Consider the following 18,122-nt stretch of genomic DNA (forward strand, 5'->3'; position numbering starts at 1 on the left):
GCGTCATGGCCGGTCGCCCTGCAGCCGCCGCATCGTCGCCACCCGCGCCGGATCGTCTTGCGGCGGTGCGCGCCGCGCGGGCGCGACGCCGCGCGCCGGCCTTCGTTCGCCGAGCCCCGTGCCGCCCGTGCGCCGCCGCGCGGCGTGCCGTTCGATGACCCGCTGCAGCACGCAGAACACGCACAGCAGCGCGCCGATCACGATCCGCGTCCACCACGAGCTCAACGTGCCGTCGAACGTGATCAGTACCTGGATCGTGCCGAGGATCCCGACGCCGAACACCGAGCCGACCACGTAGCCGACGCCGCCCGTCAGCAGCGTGCCGCCGATCACGGTCGCGGCGATCGCGTCGAGTTCCATCCCCTGCGCCTGCAACCCGTAACCCGACAGCACGTACAGCGTGAACACCACGCCGCCGAGCGCCGAGCACAGCCCGCTCAGCGCGTAGACGCCGACTTTCGTGCGCGCGACCGGCAAGCCCATCAGCAGCGCCGAGCGCTCGTTGCCGCCGATCGCATACACGTTGCGGCCGAATCGCGTGAAATGCGCGACGTAGATCGCGACGGCCAGCGTCGCGAGCGCGATCAGCGCACCCGCGCTCAGCGTCCCGCCGCCGACCGGTACGCTGATGCCCGCGATCGCATGGAACGCCGGATCGTTGATCGTGATCGACTGCGTCGTGATCAGGAAGCACGCGCCACGCGCGAGAAACATCCCCGCCAGCGTGACGATGAACGGCTGCAGCCGGAAATAGTGGATCAGCGCGCCCATCGCCGCGCCGTACAGCGCGCCGAACGCGAGCACGAGCGGCACGATCACCCACACCGGCCAGTGCAGCCGCTCGGCGCCGACCGCGCAGAAGATCGTCGTCAGCGCCACGACCGAGCCGACCGACAGGTCGATGCCGCCCGACACGATCACGAACGTCATCCCGATCGCGACGATCAGCAGGAATGCGTTGTCGACGAGCAGTCCGGTCAGCACCTGCATCGAGAAGAAGCCCGTGTACATCACGGACCCGAAGCCGAACAGCGCGGCGAACAGCACGATCGTCACGACGATCGGCAGCGTACGCGGGTCGGCGAGCCAGCCAGGGAATCGGGTCATCGCGGGGTCGCTCCGGAGGTAGCGCGCGAACGCGCGGCGGGCAGCAGTCGCGACGCAAGCCGGACGACCAGCTCGCGCGCCGCGTCCGACTGGATCAGCGTCACGACGATCACGACGACCGCCTTCACGACGAGCGTCGCCTCCGGCGGCACGCCGATCGAATAGGTCGTGTAGGTGAGCGTCTGGATGATCAGCGCACCGAGCACCGAACCGGCGAGGCTGAAACGGCCGCCGAGCAGCGACGTGCCGCCGAGCGTCACCGCGAGGATCGCGTCGAGTTCGAGCAGCAGCCCCGCGTTGTTGCCGTCGGCGCTGCGCACGTTCGAGCTCGCGAGGATGCCCGCCAGCGCCGACATCACGCCCGAACACAGATACACGCCGAACACGACCGCGCCTGAGCGCAGCCCGACGAGCCGGGTCGCGACCGGGTTCACGCCGATCGCGCGGATGAACAGCCCGAGCGCCGTGCGGTTCACCAGCAGCGCGATCGCGGCGATCGTCGCGATCGCGATCCACACGGCGCACGGTACGGTCGCGAGATAGCCGCCGCCGAGCGCGAGGTAGCCTGGCGCGCCGATCGGGATGATCTGGCCGCCCGTCAGCAATTGCGCGACACCGCGCCCGGCCACCATCAGGATCAGCGTCGCGATGATCGGCTGCATCCCGACGAACGCGACGAGCAGCCCGTTCCATGCACCGGCCAGCAGCCCGACACCGAGCGCGGCGGCCAGCGCCATGCCGACCCGCGACGGGTCCGCCTCGAGCACGATCGCGGCCGCCGCGCCGGCGATCGCGACGATCGCGCCGACCGAGATGTCGATCCCGCGCGTCGCGATTACGAGCGTCATCCCGAGCGACACGATCACGAGCGGCGCCGCGCGGTTCAGGATGTCGATCGGCGCGCCGAACAGGTGGCCGTCGAGCAGCGCGATCGACAGGAAACCCGGACGATGCGCGACATCCAGCGCGAACAGCAGCGCGAGCGTCAGCACCGGCCACGCAAGCGGATGACGAAACAGCGTGCGCAAGCGCGTCATGACTGGCCTCCCGCGATCAACCGGTAAACCTGCTCCTCGGACGCATCGGCGCCCGTCAGTTCCGCGACCTTGCGCCGGTCGCGCAGCACCGCGATCCGGTGGCTCACGCGCACGACCTCGCCGATCTCCGATGAAATGAACAGGATCGCGAGCCCCTGCGCGCACAGCGCCAGCACGCGCTCCATGATGTCGAACTTCGCGGCGACGTCGATGCCGCGTGTCGGCTCGTCGAGAATCAGCAGCTTCGGGTCCGTCGCGAGCCAGCGCGCGAGCAGCACCTTCTGCTGGTTGCCGCCCGACAGCAGCCCGATCGGCTGTTCCGCGTCGCGCGCCTTGATGCCGAGCCGCGCGATGTACGTCTCGGCGATCTCGCGCTGGCGTGCGCGCCCGATCAGCCGCCACCAGCCGCGTCGCGCCTGCAGTGCGAGGATGATGTTCTCTCGGATCGACAGTGCGGCGACGATGCCCTCCTTCTTGCGGTCCTCCGGGCAATACGCGATGCCGTGCCGCACCGCATCGTGCGGCGACGCGAGCCGCGTGCGCGCGCCGTCGATCTCGATCGCGCCGGTATCGGGGCGCGCCGCGGCGAACGCGAGTTGCGCGGTTTCGGTGCGGCCCGAGCCGAGCAGCCCGGCCAGCCCGACGATCTCGCCGGGGCGCACGTCCAGATCCAGCGCGCTCATCATTCCGCGCCGGCCGACCTGTTGCATCGACAGGAACGGCGCGGTGGTCGCGGTGTCATGCTCGACCGCCGCGGCGCCCGCCTGCAGCGTGTCGGACATGCGCTCGCGGCCGGTCATCTTCGCGACCAGCGCATCGACCGGCAGGTCGCGCGCGAGGTACTCGCCTTCGCGCTCGCCGTTGCGCATCACGGTGATCCGGTCGGACACCGCGTAGGTCTGCTCGAGAAAGTGCGTGACGAACAGGATCGCGATGCCCGACGCCTTCAGCCGGCGCAGCACGTCGAACAGCCGTGCGACCTCGCCGTCGTCGAGGCTCGACGTCGGCTCGTCGAGAATCAGCACGCGTGCGTCGACTGACACCGCACGTGCGATCGCGACCATCTGCTGGATCGCGATCGGATACGCATCGAGCGAACGCGTGACGTCGAGCGACAGGTCGAGTTCGGCCAGCGCCGCGCGCGAGCGCGCATGGATCGCGTTCCAGTCGATCGCGCCGCGCCGCATCGGCTGCCGGCCCGCGAAGATGTTCTCGGCAACCGACAGGTTCGCGCACAGGTTCACTTCCTGGTAAAGCGTCTGGATACCGGCCGCCTCGGCCTCGCGCGGCGCGGCGAAATTCACCGGCGCGCCACCGACGCGAATCTCGCCCGCGTCATGCGCATGCACGCCGGTGAGCACGTTGATCAGCGTCGACTTGCCCGCGCCGTTCTGGCCCATCAGCGCGTGGATCTCGCCCGGAAACAGCCGGAAGTTCACGCGCTGCAGCGCGCTCACACCCGGAAACGACTTGTCGATGCCGATCATCTCGACCACCGGCGGACTCTCCATGCCTCCTCCCTCGAAGCGTCGCCGGACGGCCGCCGCCAGGCCGCCGCCCGTGCGGCAAGGTCAGTACTTCCGGGTCGGCAGCACCTGCGCCGCGACGTTCATCGGGAACACCGTCTCGTTGGTCACGATGCGCTTGGGCAACTGCTTGCCGGCGACGACATCCTTCACCGCGCTCATCAGCTGCGGGCCGAGCAGCGGGCTGCATTCGACATCGACGTTGATCTTGCCGGCGACCATCGCCTGGAAGCCGCCCTTCGTCGCGTCGAACGACACGACGCTCACGTCCTTGCCGGGCTTGATACCGGCTTCCTCCATCGCCTGGATCGCGCCGAGCGCCATGTCGTCGTTGTGTGCATAGACGACGTTGATCTGCTTGCCGTAGGTCTTCGCGAACGCTTCCATCACCTGCTTGCCGCCGGCGAGCGTGAAGTCGCCGCTCTGCGACGCGATCACCTTGAATTTCGGATTGCTCTTGATCACTTCGAGCAGGCCCGCGCGGCGATCATTGGCCGGCGCGGAGCCGACCGTGCCCTGCAGCTCGACGATGTTGATCGGGCCTGCGTCGTTCTTGTAGCGCTCTTCGAGCCAGTGGCCCGCGCGCCGCCCTTCCTCGAGGAAGTCCGAGCCGATCATCGTCACGTACAGCGACGGGTCCTTCACGTCGACGCCGCGGTCGGTCAGGATCACCGGAATGTGCGCGGCCTTCGCTTCGGTCAGCACCGGCTCCCAGCCCGATTCGACGACCGGCGAGAATGCAATCACGTCGACCTTCTGCGCGATGAACGAGCGGATCGCGCGGATCTGGTTCTCCTGCTTCTGCTGTGCATCGGAGAACTTCAGGTTGATGCCGGCGTCCTTCGCCGCGCCTTTCACCGAGACAGTGTTCGCGGTGCGCCACGCGCTTTCCGCGCCGACCTGCGAAAACCCGAGCGTGATCGGCTTTTGCTGCGCGTGCGCGCCGCCTGCCAGCACCGTCGCCGCGGCGACGATCGCGCCGGCCGCCAGCTTCCTGATGAATGTCATGGTCCGTCTCCGATGATGTCGTTGTGTGCCGCGGCGCTGTTCTGTTTCTGCGTGGCGCTGGCGCGGATCGGGGCTGCGCCGGCCGGCGCGTGCGGCCGGCCCGGTCTGCCTGCCCCGCATCAGTCTAAGAACAAGCCCGATAACCTTCCAATGAAATATTGGATTGGGGCGATATCGTAATCGGCATACGTATAAACACCTAAACGCGCGAAGGCCGGCGCATGCGGGAATGCGCCGGCCGCGTCGGGGTTCGGCTGGCTGACGGGAGGCGATCGCTCCGCGGCCGTTCGCACCGGTGACCCCGGCCGCGACCGCGACCGCGCTCGACCACACTCAGCTCCGGCAAGTCGCCGCCTGCCTGCCGGTTTCGCGGCCCTCCTTCGGCGCGACGCCGGCCGTATGCGTCCGTGCGTCGCCGTCCGCAAGCGTCGGGTTCAGTTCCTGCAGCACGCTGGCGCGGCTGCCGTCGTCATTGGGCAATTGCGGCTGCCCGCGTGCAAACGCGGGCGCGACCGCCGCCGCGAGCAGCGCGGCGATCGCCAGCCGGGAAAGGCTTTTCATCGCCCGGCTCCCGCTCACTGCGCGCTGGGGGCCGGTACGGATACCGACGCGGTCGCCGTACCCGTCTCGCCGTGCGCGATCGCATAGAGCTCGCGATTGCGTGCGATCGTCTGCGTGCTCGGCGGATAGTCCCAGTTCGACGTCGGCACGGTGCCGTCGCGCTGCGCCTGGACGAGGTCGGCGATCACGTCGGCGCGGGTCGGGCCCGACGACGACTGGGCGAAAGCGGCAACCGGCGTGCCGATGGCGAGGGCGAGCAGCGCGGTCGCTGCGATCAGTCTGCGATTCATGATGAAACTCCCCAGAACGGTTCGATGAAGACGCATCGTCGATGCGCCGCCGGCGGAACCGCGGATGCGATTCGCCGCCTGACGCATTCATTCTGGTCATCGCAGCCGGCACGGCGCTGACGCCCGGATGACAATCCTGAAATCTGCCGCCTCGCGCGCAGATAACAGCTTCGTAATCTTCGAGTCAGGGCCGGGTCAACGCCGCGCCGGCAGACTGCAGCCTCGTCGCATCGCATGCGGCGCCCCTGCCCTGCTTCGAGGAAAACATCATGTGGATCGTCCGGCTGGCGTTGCGCAGGCCCTATACGTTCGTCGTGCTCGCGCTGCTGATCTTCATTGCGGGACCGCTCGCGATCCTGCGCACGCCGACCGACATCTTTCCGAACATCGACATCCCCGTCGTCAGCATCGTGTGGTCGTACAACGGCTTCTCGGCCGAGGACATGGCCAAGCGGATCACGTCGAACTACGAGCGCGCGCTGACCTCCGACGTCGACGACATCGAGCACATCGAATCGCAGTCGCTGAACGGCGTGTCGGTGGTGAAGATCTTCTTCCACCCCGGCGCGGACATCAATCGCGCGATCGCGGAGGCCGCGAGCAACTCGGCGTCGATCCTGCGGATCCTGCCGCCGGGCACGCTGCCGCCGAACATCATCACGTACAACGCGTCGACGGTGCCGATCCTGCAACTCGGGCTGTCGAGCGACACGCTGGCCGAGCAGCAGCTGTACGACCTCGGCAACAGCTTCATCCGCACGCAGCTCGCCACCGTCCAGGGTGCGGCCGTGCCGCTGCCGTTCGGCGGCAAGATCCGCCAGATCGTCGTCGATCTCGACACGCGCGCGCTGCAGGCGAAGGGGCTCGCGCCGATCGACGTCGTGAACGCGATCAACGCGCAGAACCTGATCCTGCCGGGCGGCACCGCGAAGATCGGCACGCGCGAATACAACGTGCAGATGAACGGCAGCACGCAGACGGTCGCCGCGCTGAACAACCTGCCCGTGAAGACGATCGGCGGCAGCGTCGTCTATGTACGCGACGTCGCGCACGTTCGCGACGGCTATGCGCCGCAGACCAACATCGTGCGCGCCAACGGCAAGCGCGCGGCGCTGCTGACCGTCGAGAAGACCGGCAGCGCGTCGACGCTGACGATCATCGACCAGGTCAAGGCGATGCTGCCGAAGATCGCGGCCGGCCTGCCGAAGGCGCTGCACATCGCGGCGCTCGGCGATCAGTCGGTGTTCGTGAAAGCGGCGATCCAGGGTGTCGTGCGCGAGGCGCTGATCGCCGCATGCCTGACCGCGCTGATGATCCTGCTGTTCCTCGGCAGCTGGCGCGCGACGCTGATCATCGCGATCACGATCCCGCTCGCGGTGCTCACGTCGCTGCTCGCGCTGGGCGCGCTCGGCCAGACCATCAACATCATGACGCTCGGCGGGCTCGCGCTCGCGGTGGGGATTCTCGTCGACGACGCGACCGTCGCGATCGAGAACATCACGCACCATCTCGAGCGCGGCGCGCCGCTGGAGGACGCGATCCTGACCGGCTCGGGCGAAATCGCGGTGCCGACCTTCGTGTCGACGCTGTCGATCTGCATCGTGTTCGTGCCGATGTTCATGCTGACGGGCGTCGCGCGCTACCTGTTCGTGCCGATGGCCGAAGCGGTGATCTTCGCGATGGTCGCGTCGTATTTCTTCTCGCGCACGCTGGTGCCGACGCTCGCGATGGTGCTGATGCGCGCGAAAGGCCAGGGCCGGCCGCCGCGCGGCGTGTTCGCACGGATCGCACGGTTCCAGGCCGCATTCGAGCATCGCTTCGAAGCCGTGCGGCTGCGCTATCGCGCGCTGCTTGCCGCGGCGATCGCGCGCCGGCGCCGGTTCGCGGCGGCGTTCCTGCTCGCGTGCGCCGCATCGACCGCGCTGTTCGCGTTCGCCGGCCAGGACTTCTTCCCCGCGGTCGATACCGGCGAGATCCGCCTGCACTTGCGCGCGCCGACCGGTACGCGGATCGAGGAAACCGCACGCCTGACCGACGAAGTGGAGGCGCGCATCCACGACGTGATTCCGGCAAGCGACATCGCCGGCGTGCTCGACAACATCGGCGTGCCGGTGAGCGGGATCAACCTCACGTACGACTCGTCCGACCCGATCGGCACCGAGGATGCGGACGTGATGATCACGCTGAAGCCGAACCATGCGCCGACGGCCGCATATGTCGCGAAGCTGCGCAACCTGCTCGCGCAGTCGTTCCCCGGCGTGACGTTCGCGTTCCTGCCGGCCGACATCGTCAGCCAGATCCTCAACTTCGGGCTGCCCGCGCCGATCGACATCCAGATCGTCGGCAACAAGCTCGACCAGAACCGCGCGGTGGCCAACGCGCTGCTCGCGAAGCTGCGCGGCGTGCGCGGCCTCGTCGACGCACGCATCCAGCAGCCCGGCGACGAGCCGGCGATCAACGTGAACGTGGACCGCACCAAGGCGATCCAGGCGGGCCTCCAGCAACGCGACGTCGCACAGAACCTGTTGATCGCGTTGTCGGGCAGTTCGCAGACCACGCCGAACTTCTGGCTCGACCCGCGCAACGGCGTCAGCTATCCGCTGCTGGTGCAGACGCCGCAGTACGCGGTCGATTCGCTGCAGGCGCTCGCGAACGTGCCGCTGCCGGCCGGCACCGCACGTTCGCCGCAGACGCCGGCCGACGGGCCGGCCGCCGGTGCGCCCGCGCAGAACCTGCTCGGCGCGCTCGGCAGCTTCTCGCGCGCGACGCAGCAGGCCGTCGTATCGCACTACAACGTGCAGCCGGTGCTCGACATCTTCGCGTCGGTGCAGGGGCGCGATCTCGGCGGCGTGACGGCCGACGTGACGAAGCTCGTCGACGATGCGCGCGCGCAGTTGCCGCCCGGCTCGTCGATCGTGCTGCGCGGCCAGGTGCAGGCGATGCACGAATCGTTTGCCGGGCTGCTCGGCGGCCTCGCGCTCGCGATCGCGCTCGTCTACCTGCTGATGGTCGTGAACTTCCAGTCGTGGCTCGACCCGCTCGTGATCGTCGGCGGCCTGCCGGCGTCGCTCGCCGGCATCGCGTGGATGCTGTTCGTCACGCGCACGACACTGTCGGTGCCCGCGCTGACCGGCACGATCCTGTGCATCGGCATCGCGACCGCGAACAGCATCCTCGTCGTCAACGCGGCGCGCGAGCTGATCGCGGGCGGTGCGCCACCGTGGCAGGCCGCGCTCGATGCGGGGTTCGGCCGCTTCCGCCCGGTCGTGATGACCGCGCTCGCGATGCTGATCGGCATGCTGCCGATGGCGCTCGGCCTCGGCGACGGCGGCGAGCAGAATGCGCCGCTCGGCCGCGCGGTGATCGGCGGCCTCGCATTCGGCACGCTGTCGACGCTGCTGTTCGTGCCCGTCGTGTTCGGCTTCGTCCATGCATGGCTCGACCGGCGCCGCGACGCGGCCGCCGCGCGCCGCGCACAGGACACGCCGGCGTTGCCCTGAGCGCAGCACCCTCCCGATTCCCTTCGACTCGCCCGACCTCGACCCGATCATGAACGACACGACCGAACCCCTCGCCCCGCCGCCGGCCGCCGAAGCGGCCCCCGTGCCGCCCATCGCACGCGACGCGACGCCCGCCGCCGCACCGCCCCGACGCCGCCGCAAGCTGGCCGTGCCGCTCGTCGCGATCGCGGCGGCGGCCGCGCTGCTGGCCATCGGCATCGTGCCGCGCATCGATGCGCGTGCCGCACAGCGCGTGCAGGTGGCCGCACAGCAGGCGCTGCCGGTATCGGTGATCTCGCCGGGTACCGCGCCTGCCGACCAGACGTTGACGCTGCCGGGCGCCGTGATGCCGTACGCGGAGGCGTCGATCTATGCGCGCACGAGCGGCTATATCGCGCACTGGAGCGCCGACATCGGTGCGCATGTGAAGGCCGGGCAGACGCTCGCGCAAATCACGGCGCCCGACCTCGACGCACAGTTGCGGCAGGCACGCGCCGACGCGGCCACCGCGCAGGCGAACTACGACTACGCGAAATCGACCGCGCAGCGCTGGCAGGACATGCTGAAGACACAATCGGTATCGCAGCAGGACACCGACACGAAGGTCGCCGACATGAACGCGAAGCGCGCGATGCTGGCATCCGCGCAGGCGAACGTCGCGCACCTGACCGAGCTCGTGTCGTACGAATCGGTCGCCGCGCCGTTCGACGGCGTGATCACCGCGCGCAACGTCGACGTCGGCACGCTCGTCACCGCGGGCGGAACGCCCGGCAGCCCCGGGCTCTCCGGCGAGCTGTTCCATCTCGAACAGACCGGCACGCTGCGCGTGTTCGTCGACGTGCCGCAGGACAGCGCGGCAGGCGTGACGACCGGCACGTCGGTGTTCCTCACCACGCAGCAATATCCGGGCCGGCGCTTCGCCGCGCGCGTCGCACGCAGCGCGGGCGCGATCGATCCCGTCACGCGTACGCTGCGCGTCGAGATCGACGTCGACAACGGCGACGGTGCGCTGATGCCCGGCGCGTATGCGCAGGCGCACCTGCTCGTGCCGAGCGCGGCGCCGGCGTTCGAGCTGCCCGTCAGCGCGCTGCTGTTCCGGCCGAACGGCGTGACGGTCGCGACCGTCGCCGCGAACGGCACCACCGCACTGAAAACCGTGCAGATCGGGCGCGATTTCGGCACGCGCGTCGAGATCGTGTCGGGGCTCGCGGCGGGCGATCGCGTGATCGACAACCCGGGCGATGCGATCGCCGCCGGCGAGGCCGTGAAGATTATCTCGATTGCACGCGGGGCTGCTCCGGCCGCGCGCCCCGCAGCAGCCTCGGCGCCTGCCGCGGTCGCCACGCCGGCCTCGACCTCGGCCTCGATGACCGCCCGCGGTTGATCCAAACACGCACGAACCTTCACGAGATGCCTGCCATGCGCTTCCCCCGTCCGCTTCCGTTCGCCCGCCGCGTCGTCACGCTCGGCGTCGCCGCCGCGCTGGCCGCGTGCTCGACGCTGCCCGCCTACTCGCCGCCCGCCGTCGCGGTGCCCGCGCACTATGCGGGCATACCGGCATCGGGCGTACCGGCAGCGGGTGCCCCCGCATCGCGCCCCGGCTGGAACGTCGCGGCGCCCGCCGATGCCGCATCGCGTGGCCCATGGTGGACCGTCTTCGGCGACGCCACGCTGAACGCGCTCGAAGCACGTGTCGACATCTCGAACCAGACCGTGAAGAAGGCCGTTGCCGATCTCCAGCAGGCGCGCGCGATGGTCGACTACCAGCATGCCGGGTTCCTGCCGACCGTCACGACCGGCGTCGCGCAGAGCCGCTCGCGCGTGTCGCAGAACAAGCTCGGTTCATCGCTCGCCGGCAAGACGACGCCCGACTACCAGGCGGGCGTCACCGCCAACTGGGAGCCCGACCTGTTCGGCCGCGTGCGCGATGCCGTGACGGGTGCGCAGGCGAACGCCGACGCGAGCGCGGCCGACCTGCAGGCCGTGAAGCTGTCGGTGACGGCCGAGCTCGCGACCGACTATTTCGCGCTGCGCTCGCTCGATACGCAGAAGCAGCTGCTCGACGACACCGTGCACGCGTATGCAGATGCATTGAAGCTGCTGAAACAGCAGCTCGCGGCCGGCGCGATCGACGCGTCGGCCGTCGCGCAGGCCGAGACGCAGCTCGAATCGACGCAGACGCAGGACACCGACATCGACGCGTCGCGCGCGCAGCTCCGGCATGCGCTCGCGACGCTCGTCGGCGAAAGCGCGTCGACCTTCACGCTGCCGCCGCGCGTGCAGCCGTTCGACGTGCCCGAGATCCCGGCCGGCGTGCCGTCGCAACTGCTCGAACGGCGGCCCGACATCGCGGCGGCCGAGCGCCGCGTCGCGGCCGCGAACGCGCAGATCGGTGAAGCGCGCGCCGCGTTCTTTCCCGATCTCGTGCTGACGGCGAGCGCGGGGCTCGAAAGCTCGCTCTTCGCACCATGGCTCACCGCGCCGAGCCTGTTCTGGTCGATCGGCCCGCAACTGGTCGGCACGTTGTTCGACGGCGGCCGCCGCAGCGCGTCGCTGCGTGGCGCACATGCGCAATACGACGGCGCGGTCGCCGACTACCGGCAAACGGTGCTGGTCGCGTTCCAGCAGGTCGAGGACCGGTTGTCGACGCTCGCTGCGCTCGCGTCGGAAGCCGGCAGCCAGCAGCGCGCCACCGATGCGGCCGACCTGTCGCTGCGGCTGACGACCAATCGCTTCAACGCAGGCGCGGTCAGCTACCTCGATGTCGTGACCGCGCAGACGATCGCGCTGACGAACCGGCGCCTCGCCGACCAGATCGCCGCCCGCCGGATGGAGGCGGCGGTCGGGTTGCTGACGGCGCTCGGCGGCGGCTGGGATCAATCCGCGCACGCGAACGCGGACGCGACCGCTACACCGTCGGCGTCCTGATGAACGTGAGGATGAAGCGCGTACCCGCTGCGTCGCTTTCGACACGGGCGGTGCCGCCGTGGAGTTCCATGACCGAGCGCACGATCGCGAGGCCGAGCCCGGCCGTGCCGCCCGGCACGCCGCCGCTGCGCGCGGGATCGCCGCGGACGAAGCGGTCGAAGATCCGCGGCAGCAATGCAGGATCGATCGGCTCGCCCGGGTTCGCGACGACGACGCGCACCGCGTCCGCCGTTTCGTCGACTGTCAGGGCGATGACGCCGCCTGCCGGCGTGTAGCGCAGCGCGTTGGCAAGCAGGTTGCTGACCGCGCGGCGAAACAGTTCGAGATCGGCGGTCAGCCGGCCATGCCCGTCCACCCGCAGCGTCGACCCGGCTTCGTCGGCCAGCCCTTCGAAATAGCCGACGATGCGCTCCAGCTCGTCGTGCACGTCGAACGCGCGCTGCCGCGTGACGAAACCCGGGTGCTCGGCGCGCGCGAGAAACAGCACGTTCTCGATCATCCGCGCGAGACGGTCGTATTCCTCGAGATTCGATTCGAGCAGCGCCTGGTATTCGTCGACGGAGCGCGGCCGCGCGAGCGCCACCTCGGTCGCGCCGCGCATGTTGTTCAGCGGCGTGCGCAGGTCATGCGCGAGATCCGCGCTGAATTGCGACAGGTGCCCGAACGCCTGCTGGAGGCGGCCGAGCATCGCGTTCTGCGCGTCGACGAGCGCCGTCAGCTCGCGCGGCGCGCGCGACGCGTCGAGCCGCGTATCGAGCTTGTCGACCGTGATGCGGCCCGTGTTCGCGACGATCTCGCGCAGCGGCGCGAGCGACCGGCGGATCAGCCAGTAGCTGAGCAGCATCGCGAACAGCGCACCGACGCCGCCGGCGATCTTCAGCCTGTCGCGGTAGCCGTCGAGCAAGGCGGTGCGATCGCTCATGTTGCGCGCGACCGCGATCCGGATCTTCGCGTGGTCGCGCAACTCGGCCTCGGCGACGACGCCGCGCACGGGCGTGCCGCCGTCGGCGGTCCACGTCGCGATCCGATCGGCCGTGATCCGTTCGCTCGCCGGCACGGCCATCGCGTGCGGCGGCAACAGGTCGGCATCCGGTAGCGCGGGCAGCGCGGGCGACGCCGTGGCCGATGCGACCTCCGGCGGATCCTCGACACCGGTCCGCTCGACGTTCTTGCGTGCGAGCACCTTGCCCTGCGCGTCGACGACGGCCATCGACAGTGCTTCGTTGCCGAGCACCTGGCTCGTCAGCCGGTCCGCGTGCGCGCGCACCGCGTCGAGCGAATCGAGTTCGCCCGCCAGCCGGCGCGTGTGCCGCGCGGCGAGCACGATGTCGAGGTCGTCCTGCGTGCTGACCTGCCGTTCGAGGCCGGTGTACACATACGTGCCGACGAGTGCAAAGGCGGCGAAAGTGGTCGCGCCGAACGCGAGCGCGAGCGTCGCGCCGAGCGAGCGGCCGAGCGTCATGCGCCGTCCTTCAATTCGAGCACGTAGCCGACGCCGCGCACCGTATGAATCAGCTTGACCGAGAAATCATCGTCGATCTTCGCGCGCAGCCGCCGGATCGCGACTTCGACGACATTGGTATCGCTGTCGAAATTCATGTCCCACACGTACGACGCGATCTGCGTGCGGCTCAGCACCTCGCCCTGCCGGCGCGCGAGCAGCTGGAGCAGCGAGAATTCGCGCGGCGTCAGGTCGATCCGCACGGTGCCGCGCTTCACGCGGCGGCGCACGACGTCGATTTCCAGGTCGCCCACGACGACGCGCTCCGTCTCGCGCGGCGGCCCGCGGCGCGCGAGCGTGCGGATCCGCGCGAGCAGCTCGACGAACGCGAACGGCTTCACGAGGTAGTCGTCGGCGCCGAGTTCGAGCCCGTGCACGCGATCCTGCACGTCGTCGCGCGCGGTCAGGAACAGCACGGGCGTCTCATGCGTGTCGCGCAGCCGCTTCAGCACGCTCCAGCCGTCGAGCACGGGCAGCATCACGTCGAGCACGATCACGTCGTAACTTTCCTCCTGCGCGAGCGTCAGCCCTTCGCCGCCGTCCTTCGCGAGGTCGACGCTGAAGCCGGATTCCTCGAGCCCCTTCTTCAGGTACGCGCCCGTCTTCGGTTCGTCTTCGACTATCAGGATGTGCATGATCGGCTCCGCCGCATTCGGTGATGACATGCGCCGATGTTACCGGGAAACGGGCCGCGCCAGCCGCTCCGCGCCCGCGCGAGGAGGCCTGATTACGAGACTGTAATCGGCCGGTCAGTGTGGTGACGGCGGCGGAAACCAGAATGGGACATGTGGGCCTACCCCACTTGCCCGTTCGTTCAACCATCCAGGAGTCCGCCATGAAACTCGTCGCCGCTTTCATCGTTGCCACCTTGAGCCTGCCGTTCGCCACGCAGGCCTTCGCCCAGTCCACGCAGGCGCCGATCACGCGTGCGGAAGTACGCCAGCAACTGATCGACGCCGAAGCCGACGGCCTGCTGCCGTCGAACCGCAACGACTATCCGCCGTCGCACGCGGAGATCGCGCGCAACCGCCAGCTTTACGCGCTCCAGCATCCCGATGCGGCGCCGGTCGCAACGGCGTCGACCGAAAATTGACGCCAAAGCCGGCCCGCATGGCGCGATCGCCGGCGCTGCCCGCGCCGACGTCGCGCTTCAGCGACTATCCGTAAGCGGCTCGCTCAATACCCGCGACCGCTCGGCCGCCGCGGCATCGCTCGCCCGCGGCAACACGCCGTCCCGCGGCTGGCGATCGGCCGGCACCGCTTGCGCGACGTCGACCTCCTCGCAATACACGCCGCCCATTCCGTCCAGCATCGGGCCGGTCGCGCACCGCACCGTCGTGGTGCCCTTGTTCCGACGCCTTGAACAGTGCCTGCTGCTTGCCAGCCACACGCCCCATCGCGGCCAGCAAGATATGCGTGATACCGCAAACGAGCCAGCTGTCGAGCGACGTCCTGCCAGGGGTGCTCTCTCGATTCGGTTAGGAATGCGTCATATCATGGATGTTTGACCGCACGTCGCCTGCCTCCTGCGTTCCGTTCCCACGCCCCCGCGCATCGACGCTTTTGTCTTCGAGTTTCGCCGCAGGCCCGCCGCAGTCCGAGCATGGTTTGCAGCGCCCGAAACCGGCGATTTTCAAAGACAGATAATCCCGCCCTGCGTCAACACCATTCTTGCTCTTTTATTCGGATATTTTTTTTGCTTTGATATTCAACTACGAGGCAACTTGCCTTTACACTAGCGACGCGATGCCACCGAAGCTTAAGAAATGTAAATAATTTGCCGGATCAGATAACCTGAAAATGTCACCAACCGATGCGAATGGTGCATTTTTATTATGCAATGCCGCTGGAGCGCCTGATTAAAACCGGTTTCATGAATCAATCGGATTATCACGCGAATAGTAACTGGCAACAGTCATTGTTTCATTACGTGAAGCGATGTGTGCATGCAGGATTTGACGAATGACGACGACCTGCCGTGGAGAGCCGGCATGGTGAAACGAGAAAGGCAGGCCTGTCGGGGCGGTGCTGGTGCCGCGCCAGGACGGGAATTGCCGAGGAATTAATCACCGCAGATTCGTTTGCAGTCGAATCATCCGGTTCGCTTCGGATTGACGACTGCGAATGGACAATCTTCGGTCGCCGTATCGATCGATTACGTTTTCTGGCGAGTCAATGATGAATGAATCACCGCAAATCCGCTGGGTGGTTGAATCTTTTGATTCGTCGCATATTCCGAATTACGGGTACGTATTTTTCAGCTGCTGTAAAAGTTACATCTGCTATCCAGGTGAACCGATTGGTTTTACTCCCGAACGCATGGCCGCGGCAATCACTGCGCTGCGTCATTTCCTGAAACAGGAGCCCCCGAAAGAAATACTGATTTCAGATATCAAGATTGACCGTGTATCACCGTCGGGGATGCGTCGCGAGCCGATTCGGGCTTGAGCGTCGACAGTCCGCTGCATGGCGCGTACAGGCGCGCCATGCCCTTTGTTTATCCACCTGAAGAGGATGTGCATGAGCAACGCGAGTGTGACAGCAAAGATCAAGGAAACGCCGGCGCCGAAGGAACCGGCGACGGCAACGCCGGTCCCGTTCGAGAGCCAGGAGACGGTCGCCAGGCGGACGTCGGTAAAGCTGACCAACGTGTCGGCGAGCGCCCAGTCGAAGCGCACGGCGCTGGACGGGCAACTGGTGTGGTACGACACGGCGCAACTGGCCAGGCCGCATCCGGACGACAGCATGTTCGTGCGGGTCGTCAATTCGCTGTACAGCGGTGTGGTGGTCTACCCGGACAACGCGGCCAACCTGCTGCCGGCGATTCCGGACCGGATGCAGGTCGTGCTGCGCCTGGGCAATGCCGCCGATGTCAAGGCGTTCCGCGAAGGGCCGCTGTACGCCGAGTTCAAGGGTGACGGCAAGCGCCGGCGCACCGTCGCGTGCCGGGATCTCGCTGCGCTGCGGCAGCTCGGCTCGGAGGGCATCACGACCTGCTACACGAGCTACGTGGACGATCGCGAGAGCCTGCTCGGCGCCATCAACGACGGGCTCGCGTTCGACTATCTGTGGATCCGCTTCCGCGACCCGACCAACATTCCGCTGGAGCTGGTGATCGCGTCGCTGCAGTCGACGGGCACGATCCTGATGAAGGAGATCAACGAGCCGACCAACGTCGACGACGCGATCGTGTCGTACGGCGTGATGGAGTACGGCGCGGAAGGCGTGATCTTCTCGCCGCGCGACCATGGGGTGATGTCGTCGTTCCTCGACCAGATGTCGGACGCGGAACACGAGAACCTGCAGATCCAGACCGGCACGGTGATCGAGAGCCGCCCGGTGGGCATGGGCTACCGCGCCTGCATCGACACGTCGACGCTGTTCGCGCCGGACGAAGGGATGCTGATCGGCAGCACGTCGCAGGGCGGCCTGCTGGCCTGCCCGGAAGTGTTCTTCCTGCCGTACATGGAGCTGCGCCCGTTCCGCGTCAACGCCGGCGCCGTGCACTCCTATGTCTTCAATACCGGCAACCGCACCGACTACATGAGCGAGCTCAAGGCCGGCTCGCCGGTGATGATCGTGAACGCGAAAGGCCGCGTGCGGCGCGCGGCGGTGGGCCGGATGAAGATCGAGCAGCGTCCGCTGCGACTGATCGAGGTGGAGTTCCCCGGCAAGGAGCGCGTCAACATCCTGATGCAGGACGACTGGCACGTGCGCGTGTTCTCCGACGCAGCCAAGCCGCTCAACATCTCCGAGCTGAAGCCGGGCGACAAGGTACTGGGCTACGTGACGGAGCCGGGGCGTCACGTGGGCATCAAGATCAACGAGACGATCATCGAAAAGTAGGAGACGTCGATGGGCTACGTCGGTAGAAAACTGAGAGAGCGCCGGATCCTGTTCCCGGATTCGCAGCGCGGGCTGATCGTGCCGGTCGATCACGGGCTGACGCTCGGCCCGATCGCCGGCATCCAGGCGACGGAGGCACTGGAAAGCTGGGTCGGAAGTGCCGACCTCAGCGCGGTGCTCGGTCACAAGGGGCTGATCGAGCGCCTGATCGTGCGGCAGTGCCTGCACCCTGCGACGGGCGTGATCGTGCACCTGAACGGCATGGCGAGCCTGTCGCCCGATGCGGACACCAAGGTCATGGTGGCCGACATCGATACGGCGTTGCGGCTCGGCGCGGATGCGGTGTCGATCCAGGTGAACTTCACGACCGGCAATTTCGCGCACAATTTCGCGATGCTCGGCGCGGTGACGGACGCCGCGCACGCCGCCGGGCTGCCGCTGCTGACGATGCTGTACGACAAGGTGCAGACGCCCAACGCCGCGGAGCGCCTGGCACGCCTGCACCATCTCGTGCGAGTGGTGACCGAGCTGGGTTCGGACGCCGTGAAGCTCGCGTACGCGTCGGTGGACGAAGTCGAGCAGCTGGCTTCCGTTCATGGACGCGACATCCGGATCTTCTTCGCCGGCGGCGAAAAGGCGGACGAAGAGGTCCTGGTGGCGATGTCGCAGGCTGCGATCCGGCATGGCGCGACCGGCCTCTGCGTGGGCCGCAACGTGTTCCAGCACGCGCGGCCGCGGGCCCTGCTCCGAAGGCTGGCGGACAGCGTGAAAGGCCGGACCGAGCAGCTGGTCGAACTCGACCTCGTGTGATGCCGTTC

15 protein-coding genes are annotated in these 18,122 nt (G+C 68.0%); 7 read left to right on the top strand and 8 right to left on the bottom strand.

What is annotated here, in order from left to right; all coding sequences use genetic code 11:
• Nucleotides 1-3: 3 nt before the first annotated feature.
• The 6 genes from yjfF to U5798_RS02655 all read right to left on the bottom strand — a co-directional run bounded on the left by yjfF (nucleotide 4) and on the right by U5798_RS02655 (nucleotide 5,529).
• Complete coding sequence (yjfF, locus tag U5798_RS02630; protein ID WP_124448524.1) at nucleotides 4-1,107, bottom strand: galactofuranose ABC transporter, permease protein YjfF; 1,104 nt, start codon at nucleotides 1,105-1,107, stop codon at nucleotides 4-6.
• Nucleotides 1,104-2,144: an ABC transporter permease gene (locus tag U5798_RS02635; RefSeq protein ID WP_124448526.1), complete on the bottom strand. Its 1,041-nt coding sequence runs from the start codon at nucleotides 2,142-2,144 to the stop codon at nucleotides 1,104-1,106. The genes yjfF and U5798_RS02635 overlap by 4 nt, the downstream gene beginning before the upstream one ends.
• Complete coding sequence (locus U5798_RS02640; RefSeq protein WP_124448528.1) at nucleotides 2,141-3,655, bottom strand: sugar ABC transporter ATP-binding protein; 1,515 nt, start codon at nucleotides 3,653-3,655, stop codon at nucleotides 2,141-2,143. The genes U5798_RS02635 and U5798_RS02640 overlap by 4 nt, the downstream gene beginning before the upstream one ends.
• A 60-nt stretch (nucleotides 3,656-3,715) precedes the next feature.
• The gene (locus tag U5798_RS02645) at nucleotides 3,716-4,678 is read right to left on the bottom strand and encodes an ABC transporter substrate-binding protein (protein WP_124448530.1); all 963 of its coding nucleotides are present in this window, start codon (nucleotides 4,676-4,678) and stop codon (nucleotides 3,716-3,718) included.
• 333 nt (nucleotides 4,679-5,011) lie between these two features.
• The gene (locus tag U5798_RS02650; protein WP_124448532.1) at nucleotides 5,012-5,239 is read right to left on the bottom strand and encodes a hypothetical protein; all 228 of its coding nucleotides are present in this window, start codon (nucleotides 5,237-5,239) and stop codon (nucleotides 5,012-5,014) included.
• A gap of 14 nt (nucleotides 5,240-5,253) precedes the next feature.
• Nucleotides 5,254-5,529, bottom strand: coding sequence for a DUF4148 domain-containing protein (locus U5798_RS02655; protein WP_124448534.1), 276 nt, complete (start codon nucleotides 5,527-5,529; stop codon nucleotides 5,254-5,256).
• Nucleotides 5,530-5,798: 269 nt separating this feature from the next.
• Here U5798_RS02655 and U5798_RS02660 point away from each other — a divergent pair, with 269 nt between their 5' ends.
• Genes U5798_RS02660 through U5798_RS02670 form a run of 3 tightly spaced genes read left to right on the top strand, consistent with a single transcriptional unit; the run spans nucleotide 5,799 to nucleotide 11,957 of the window.
• Nucleotides 5,799-9,029: an efflux RND transporter permease subunit gene (locus U5798_RS02660; protein ID WP_322081077.1), complete on the top strand. Its 3,231-nt coding sequence runs from the start codon at nucleotides 5,799-5,801 to the stop codon at nucleotides 9,027-9,029.
• Nucleotides 9,030-9,078: 49 nt separating this feature from the next.
• The gene (locus U5798_RS02665) at nucleotides 9,079-10,413 is read left to right on the top strand and encodes an efflux RND transporter periplasmic adaptor subunit (protein WP_322081078.1); all 1,335 of its coding nucleotides are present in this window, start codon (nucleotides 9,079-9,081) and stop codon (nucleotides 10,411-10,413) included.
• Between the two features lie 35 nt (nucleotides 10,414-10,448).
• Nucleotides 10,449-11,957 (top strand): efflux transporter outer membrane subunit, encoded by a 1,509-nt coding sequence (locus tag U5798_RS02670; protein ID WP_322081079.1) that lies wholly within the window; start codon nucleotides 10,449-10,451, stop codon nucleotides 11,955-11,957.
• On the opposite strand, the gene U5798_RS02675 is transcribed toward U5798_RS02670, so the two are convergent.
• The gene (locus U5798_RS02675) at nucleotides 11,938-13,419 is read right to left on the bottom strand and encodes a heavy metal sensor histidine kinase (RefSeq protein WP_322081080.1); all 1,482 of its coding nucleotides are present in this window, start codon (nucleotides 13,417-13,419) and stop codon (nucleotides 11,938-11,940) included. The genes U5798_RS02670 and U5798_RS02675 overlap by 20 nt on opposite strands.
• Nucleotides 13,416-14,093 carry a heavy metal response regulator transcription factor gene (locus U5798_RS02680; protein ID WP_322081081.1) on the bottom strand — a complete coding sequence of 226 codons (678 nt, stop codon included), beginning with the start codon at nucleotides 14,091-14,093 and terminating at the stop codon, nucleotides 13,416-13,418. Before U5798_RS02680 ends, U5798_RS02675 begins: the two co-directional genes overlap by 4 nt.
• Before the next feature lie 200 nt (nucleotides 14,094-14,293).
• Here U5798_RS02680 and U5798_RS02685 point away from each other — a divergent pair, with 200 nt between their 5' ends.
• The 4 genes from U5798_RS02685 to U5798_RS02700 all read left to right on the top strand — a co-directional run bounded on the left by U5798_RS02685 (nucleotide 14,294) and on the right by U5798_RS02700 (nucleotide 18,114).
• Nucleotides 14,294-14,551 carry a DUF4148 domain-containing protein gene (locus tag U5798_RS02685; RefSeq protein ID WP_322081082.1) on the top strand — a complete coding sequence of 86 codons (258 nt, stop codon included), beginning with the start codon at nucleotides 14,294-14,296 and terminating at the stop codon, nucleotides 14,549-14,551.
• 1,085 nt (nucleotides 14,552-15,636) lie between these two features.
• Nucleotides 15,637-15,906 carry a hypothetical protein gene (locus U5798_RS02690; RefSeq protein ID WP_322081083.1) on the top strand — a complete coding sequence of 90 codons (270 nt, stop codon included), beginning with the start codon at nucleotides 15,637-15,639 and terminating at the stop codon, nucleotides 15,904-15,906.
• Between the two features lie 72 nt (nucleotides 15,907-15,978).
• The gene (locus U5798_RS02695) at nucleotides 15,979-17,304 is read left to right on the top strand and encodes a 3-dehydroquinate synthase II (RefSeq protein ID WP_124448550.1); all 1,326 of its coding nucleotides are present in this window, start codon (nucleotides 15,979-15,981) and stop codon (nucleotides 17,302-17,304) included.
• Nucleotides 17,305-17,313: 9 nt separating this feature from the next.
• On the top strand, nucleotides 17,314-18,114 hold the full coding sequence (locus U5798_RS02700; RefSeq protein WP_322081084.1) for an aldolase: 801 nt from the start codon (nucleotides 17,314-17,316) through the stop codon (nucleotides 18,112-18,114).
• Nucleotides 18,115-18,122: the final 8 nt, after the last annotated feature.

The organism is Burkholderia sp. BCC1972, from assembly GCF_905339605.1.
Lineage (GTDB): Bacteria > Pseudomonadota > Gammaproteobacteria > Burkholderiales > Burkholderiaceae > Burkholderia.

Coding starts and splice junctions, on each gene's coding strand:
- yjfF (WP_124448524.1), bottom strand. CDS start 1,107: ATGACCCGATTCCCTGGCTGGCTCGCCGACCCGCGTACGCTGCCGATC.
- U5798_RS02635 (WP_124448526.1), bottom strand. CDS start 2,144: ATGACGCGCTTGCGCACGCTGTTTCGTCATCCGCTTGCGTGGCCGGTG.
- U5798_RS02640 (WP_124448528.1), bottom strand. CDS start 3,655: ATGGAGAGTCCGCCGGTGGTCGAGATGATCGGCATCGACAAGTCGTTT.
- U5798_RS02645 (WP_124448530.1), bottom strand. CDS start 4,678: ATGACATTCATCAGGAAGCTGGCGGCCGGCGCGATCGTCGCCGCGGCG.
- U5798_RS02650 (WP_124448532.1), bottom strand. CDS start 5,239: ATGAAAAGCCTTTCCCGGCTGGCGATCGCCGCGCTGCTCGCGGCGGCG.
- U5798_RS02655 (WP_124448534.1), bottom strand. CDS start 5,529: ATGAATCGCAGACTGATCGCAGCGACCGCGCTGCTCGCCCTCGCCATC.
- U5798_RS02660 (WP_322081077.1), top strand. CDS start 5,799: ATGTGGATCGTCCGGCTGGCGTTGCGCAGGCCCTATACGTTCGTCGTG.
- U5798_RS02665 (WP_322081078.1), top strand. CDS start 9,079: ATGAACGACACGACCGAACCCCTCGCCCCGCCGCCGGCCGCCGAAGCG.
- U5798_RS02670 (WP_322081079.1), top strand. CDS start 10,449: ATGCGCTTCCCCCGTCCGCTTCCGTTCGCCCGCCGCGTCGTCACGCTC.
- U5798_RS02675 (WP_322081080.1), bottom strand. CDS start 13,419: ATGACGCTCGGCCGCTCGCTCGGCGCGACGCTCGCGCTCGCGTTCGGC.
- U5798_RS02680 (WP_322081081.1), bottom strand. CDS start 14,093: ATGCACATCCTGATAGTCGAAGACGAACCGAAGACGGGCGCGTACCTG.
- U5798_RS02685 (WP_322081082.1), top strand. CDS start 14,294: ATGAAACTCGTCGCCGCTTTCATCGTTGCCACCTTGAGCCTGCCGTTC.
- U5798_RS02690 (WP_322081083.1), top strand. CDS start 15,637: ATGAATGAATCACCGCAAATCCGCTGGGTGGTTGAATCTTTTGATTCG.
- U5798_RS02695 (WP_124448550.1), top strand. CDS start 15,979: ATGAGCAACGCGAGTGTGACAGCAAAGATCAAGGAAACGCCGGCGCCG.
- U5798_RS02700 (WP_322081084.1), top strand. CDS start 17,314: ATGGGCTACGTCGGTAGAAAACTGAGAGAGCGCCGGATCCTGTTCCCG.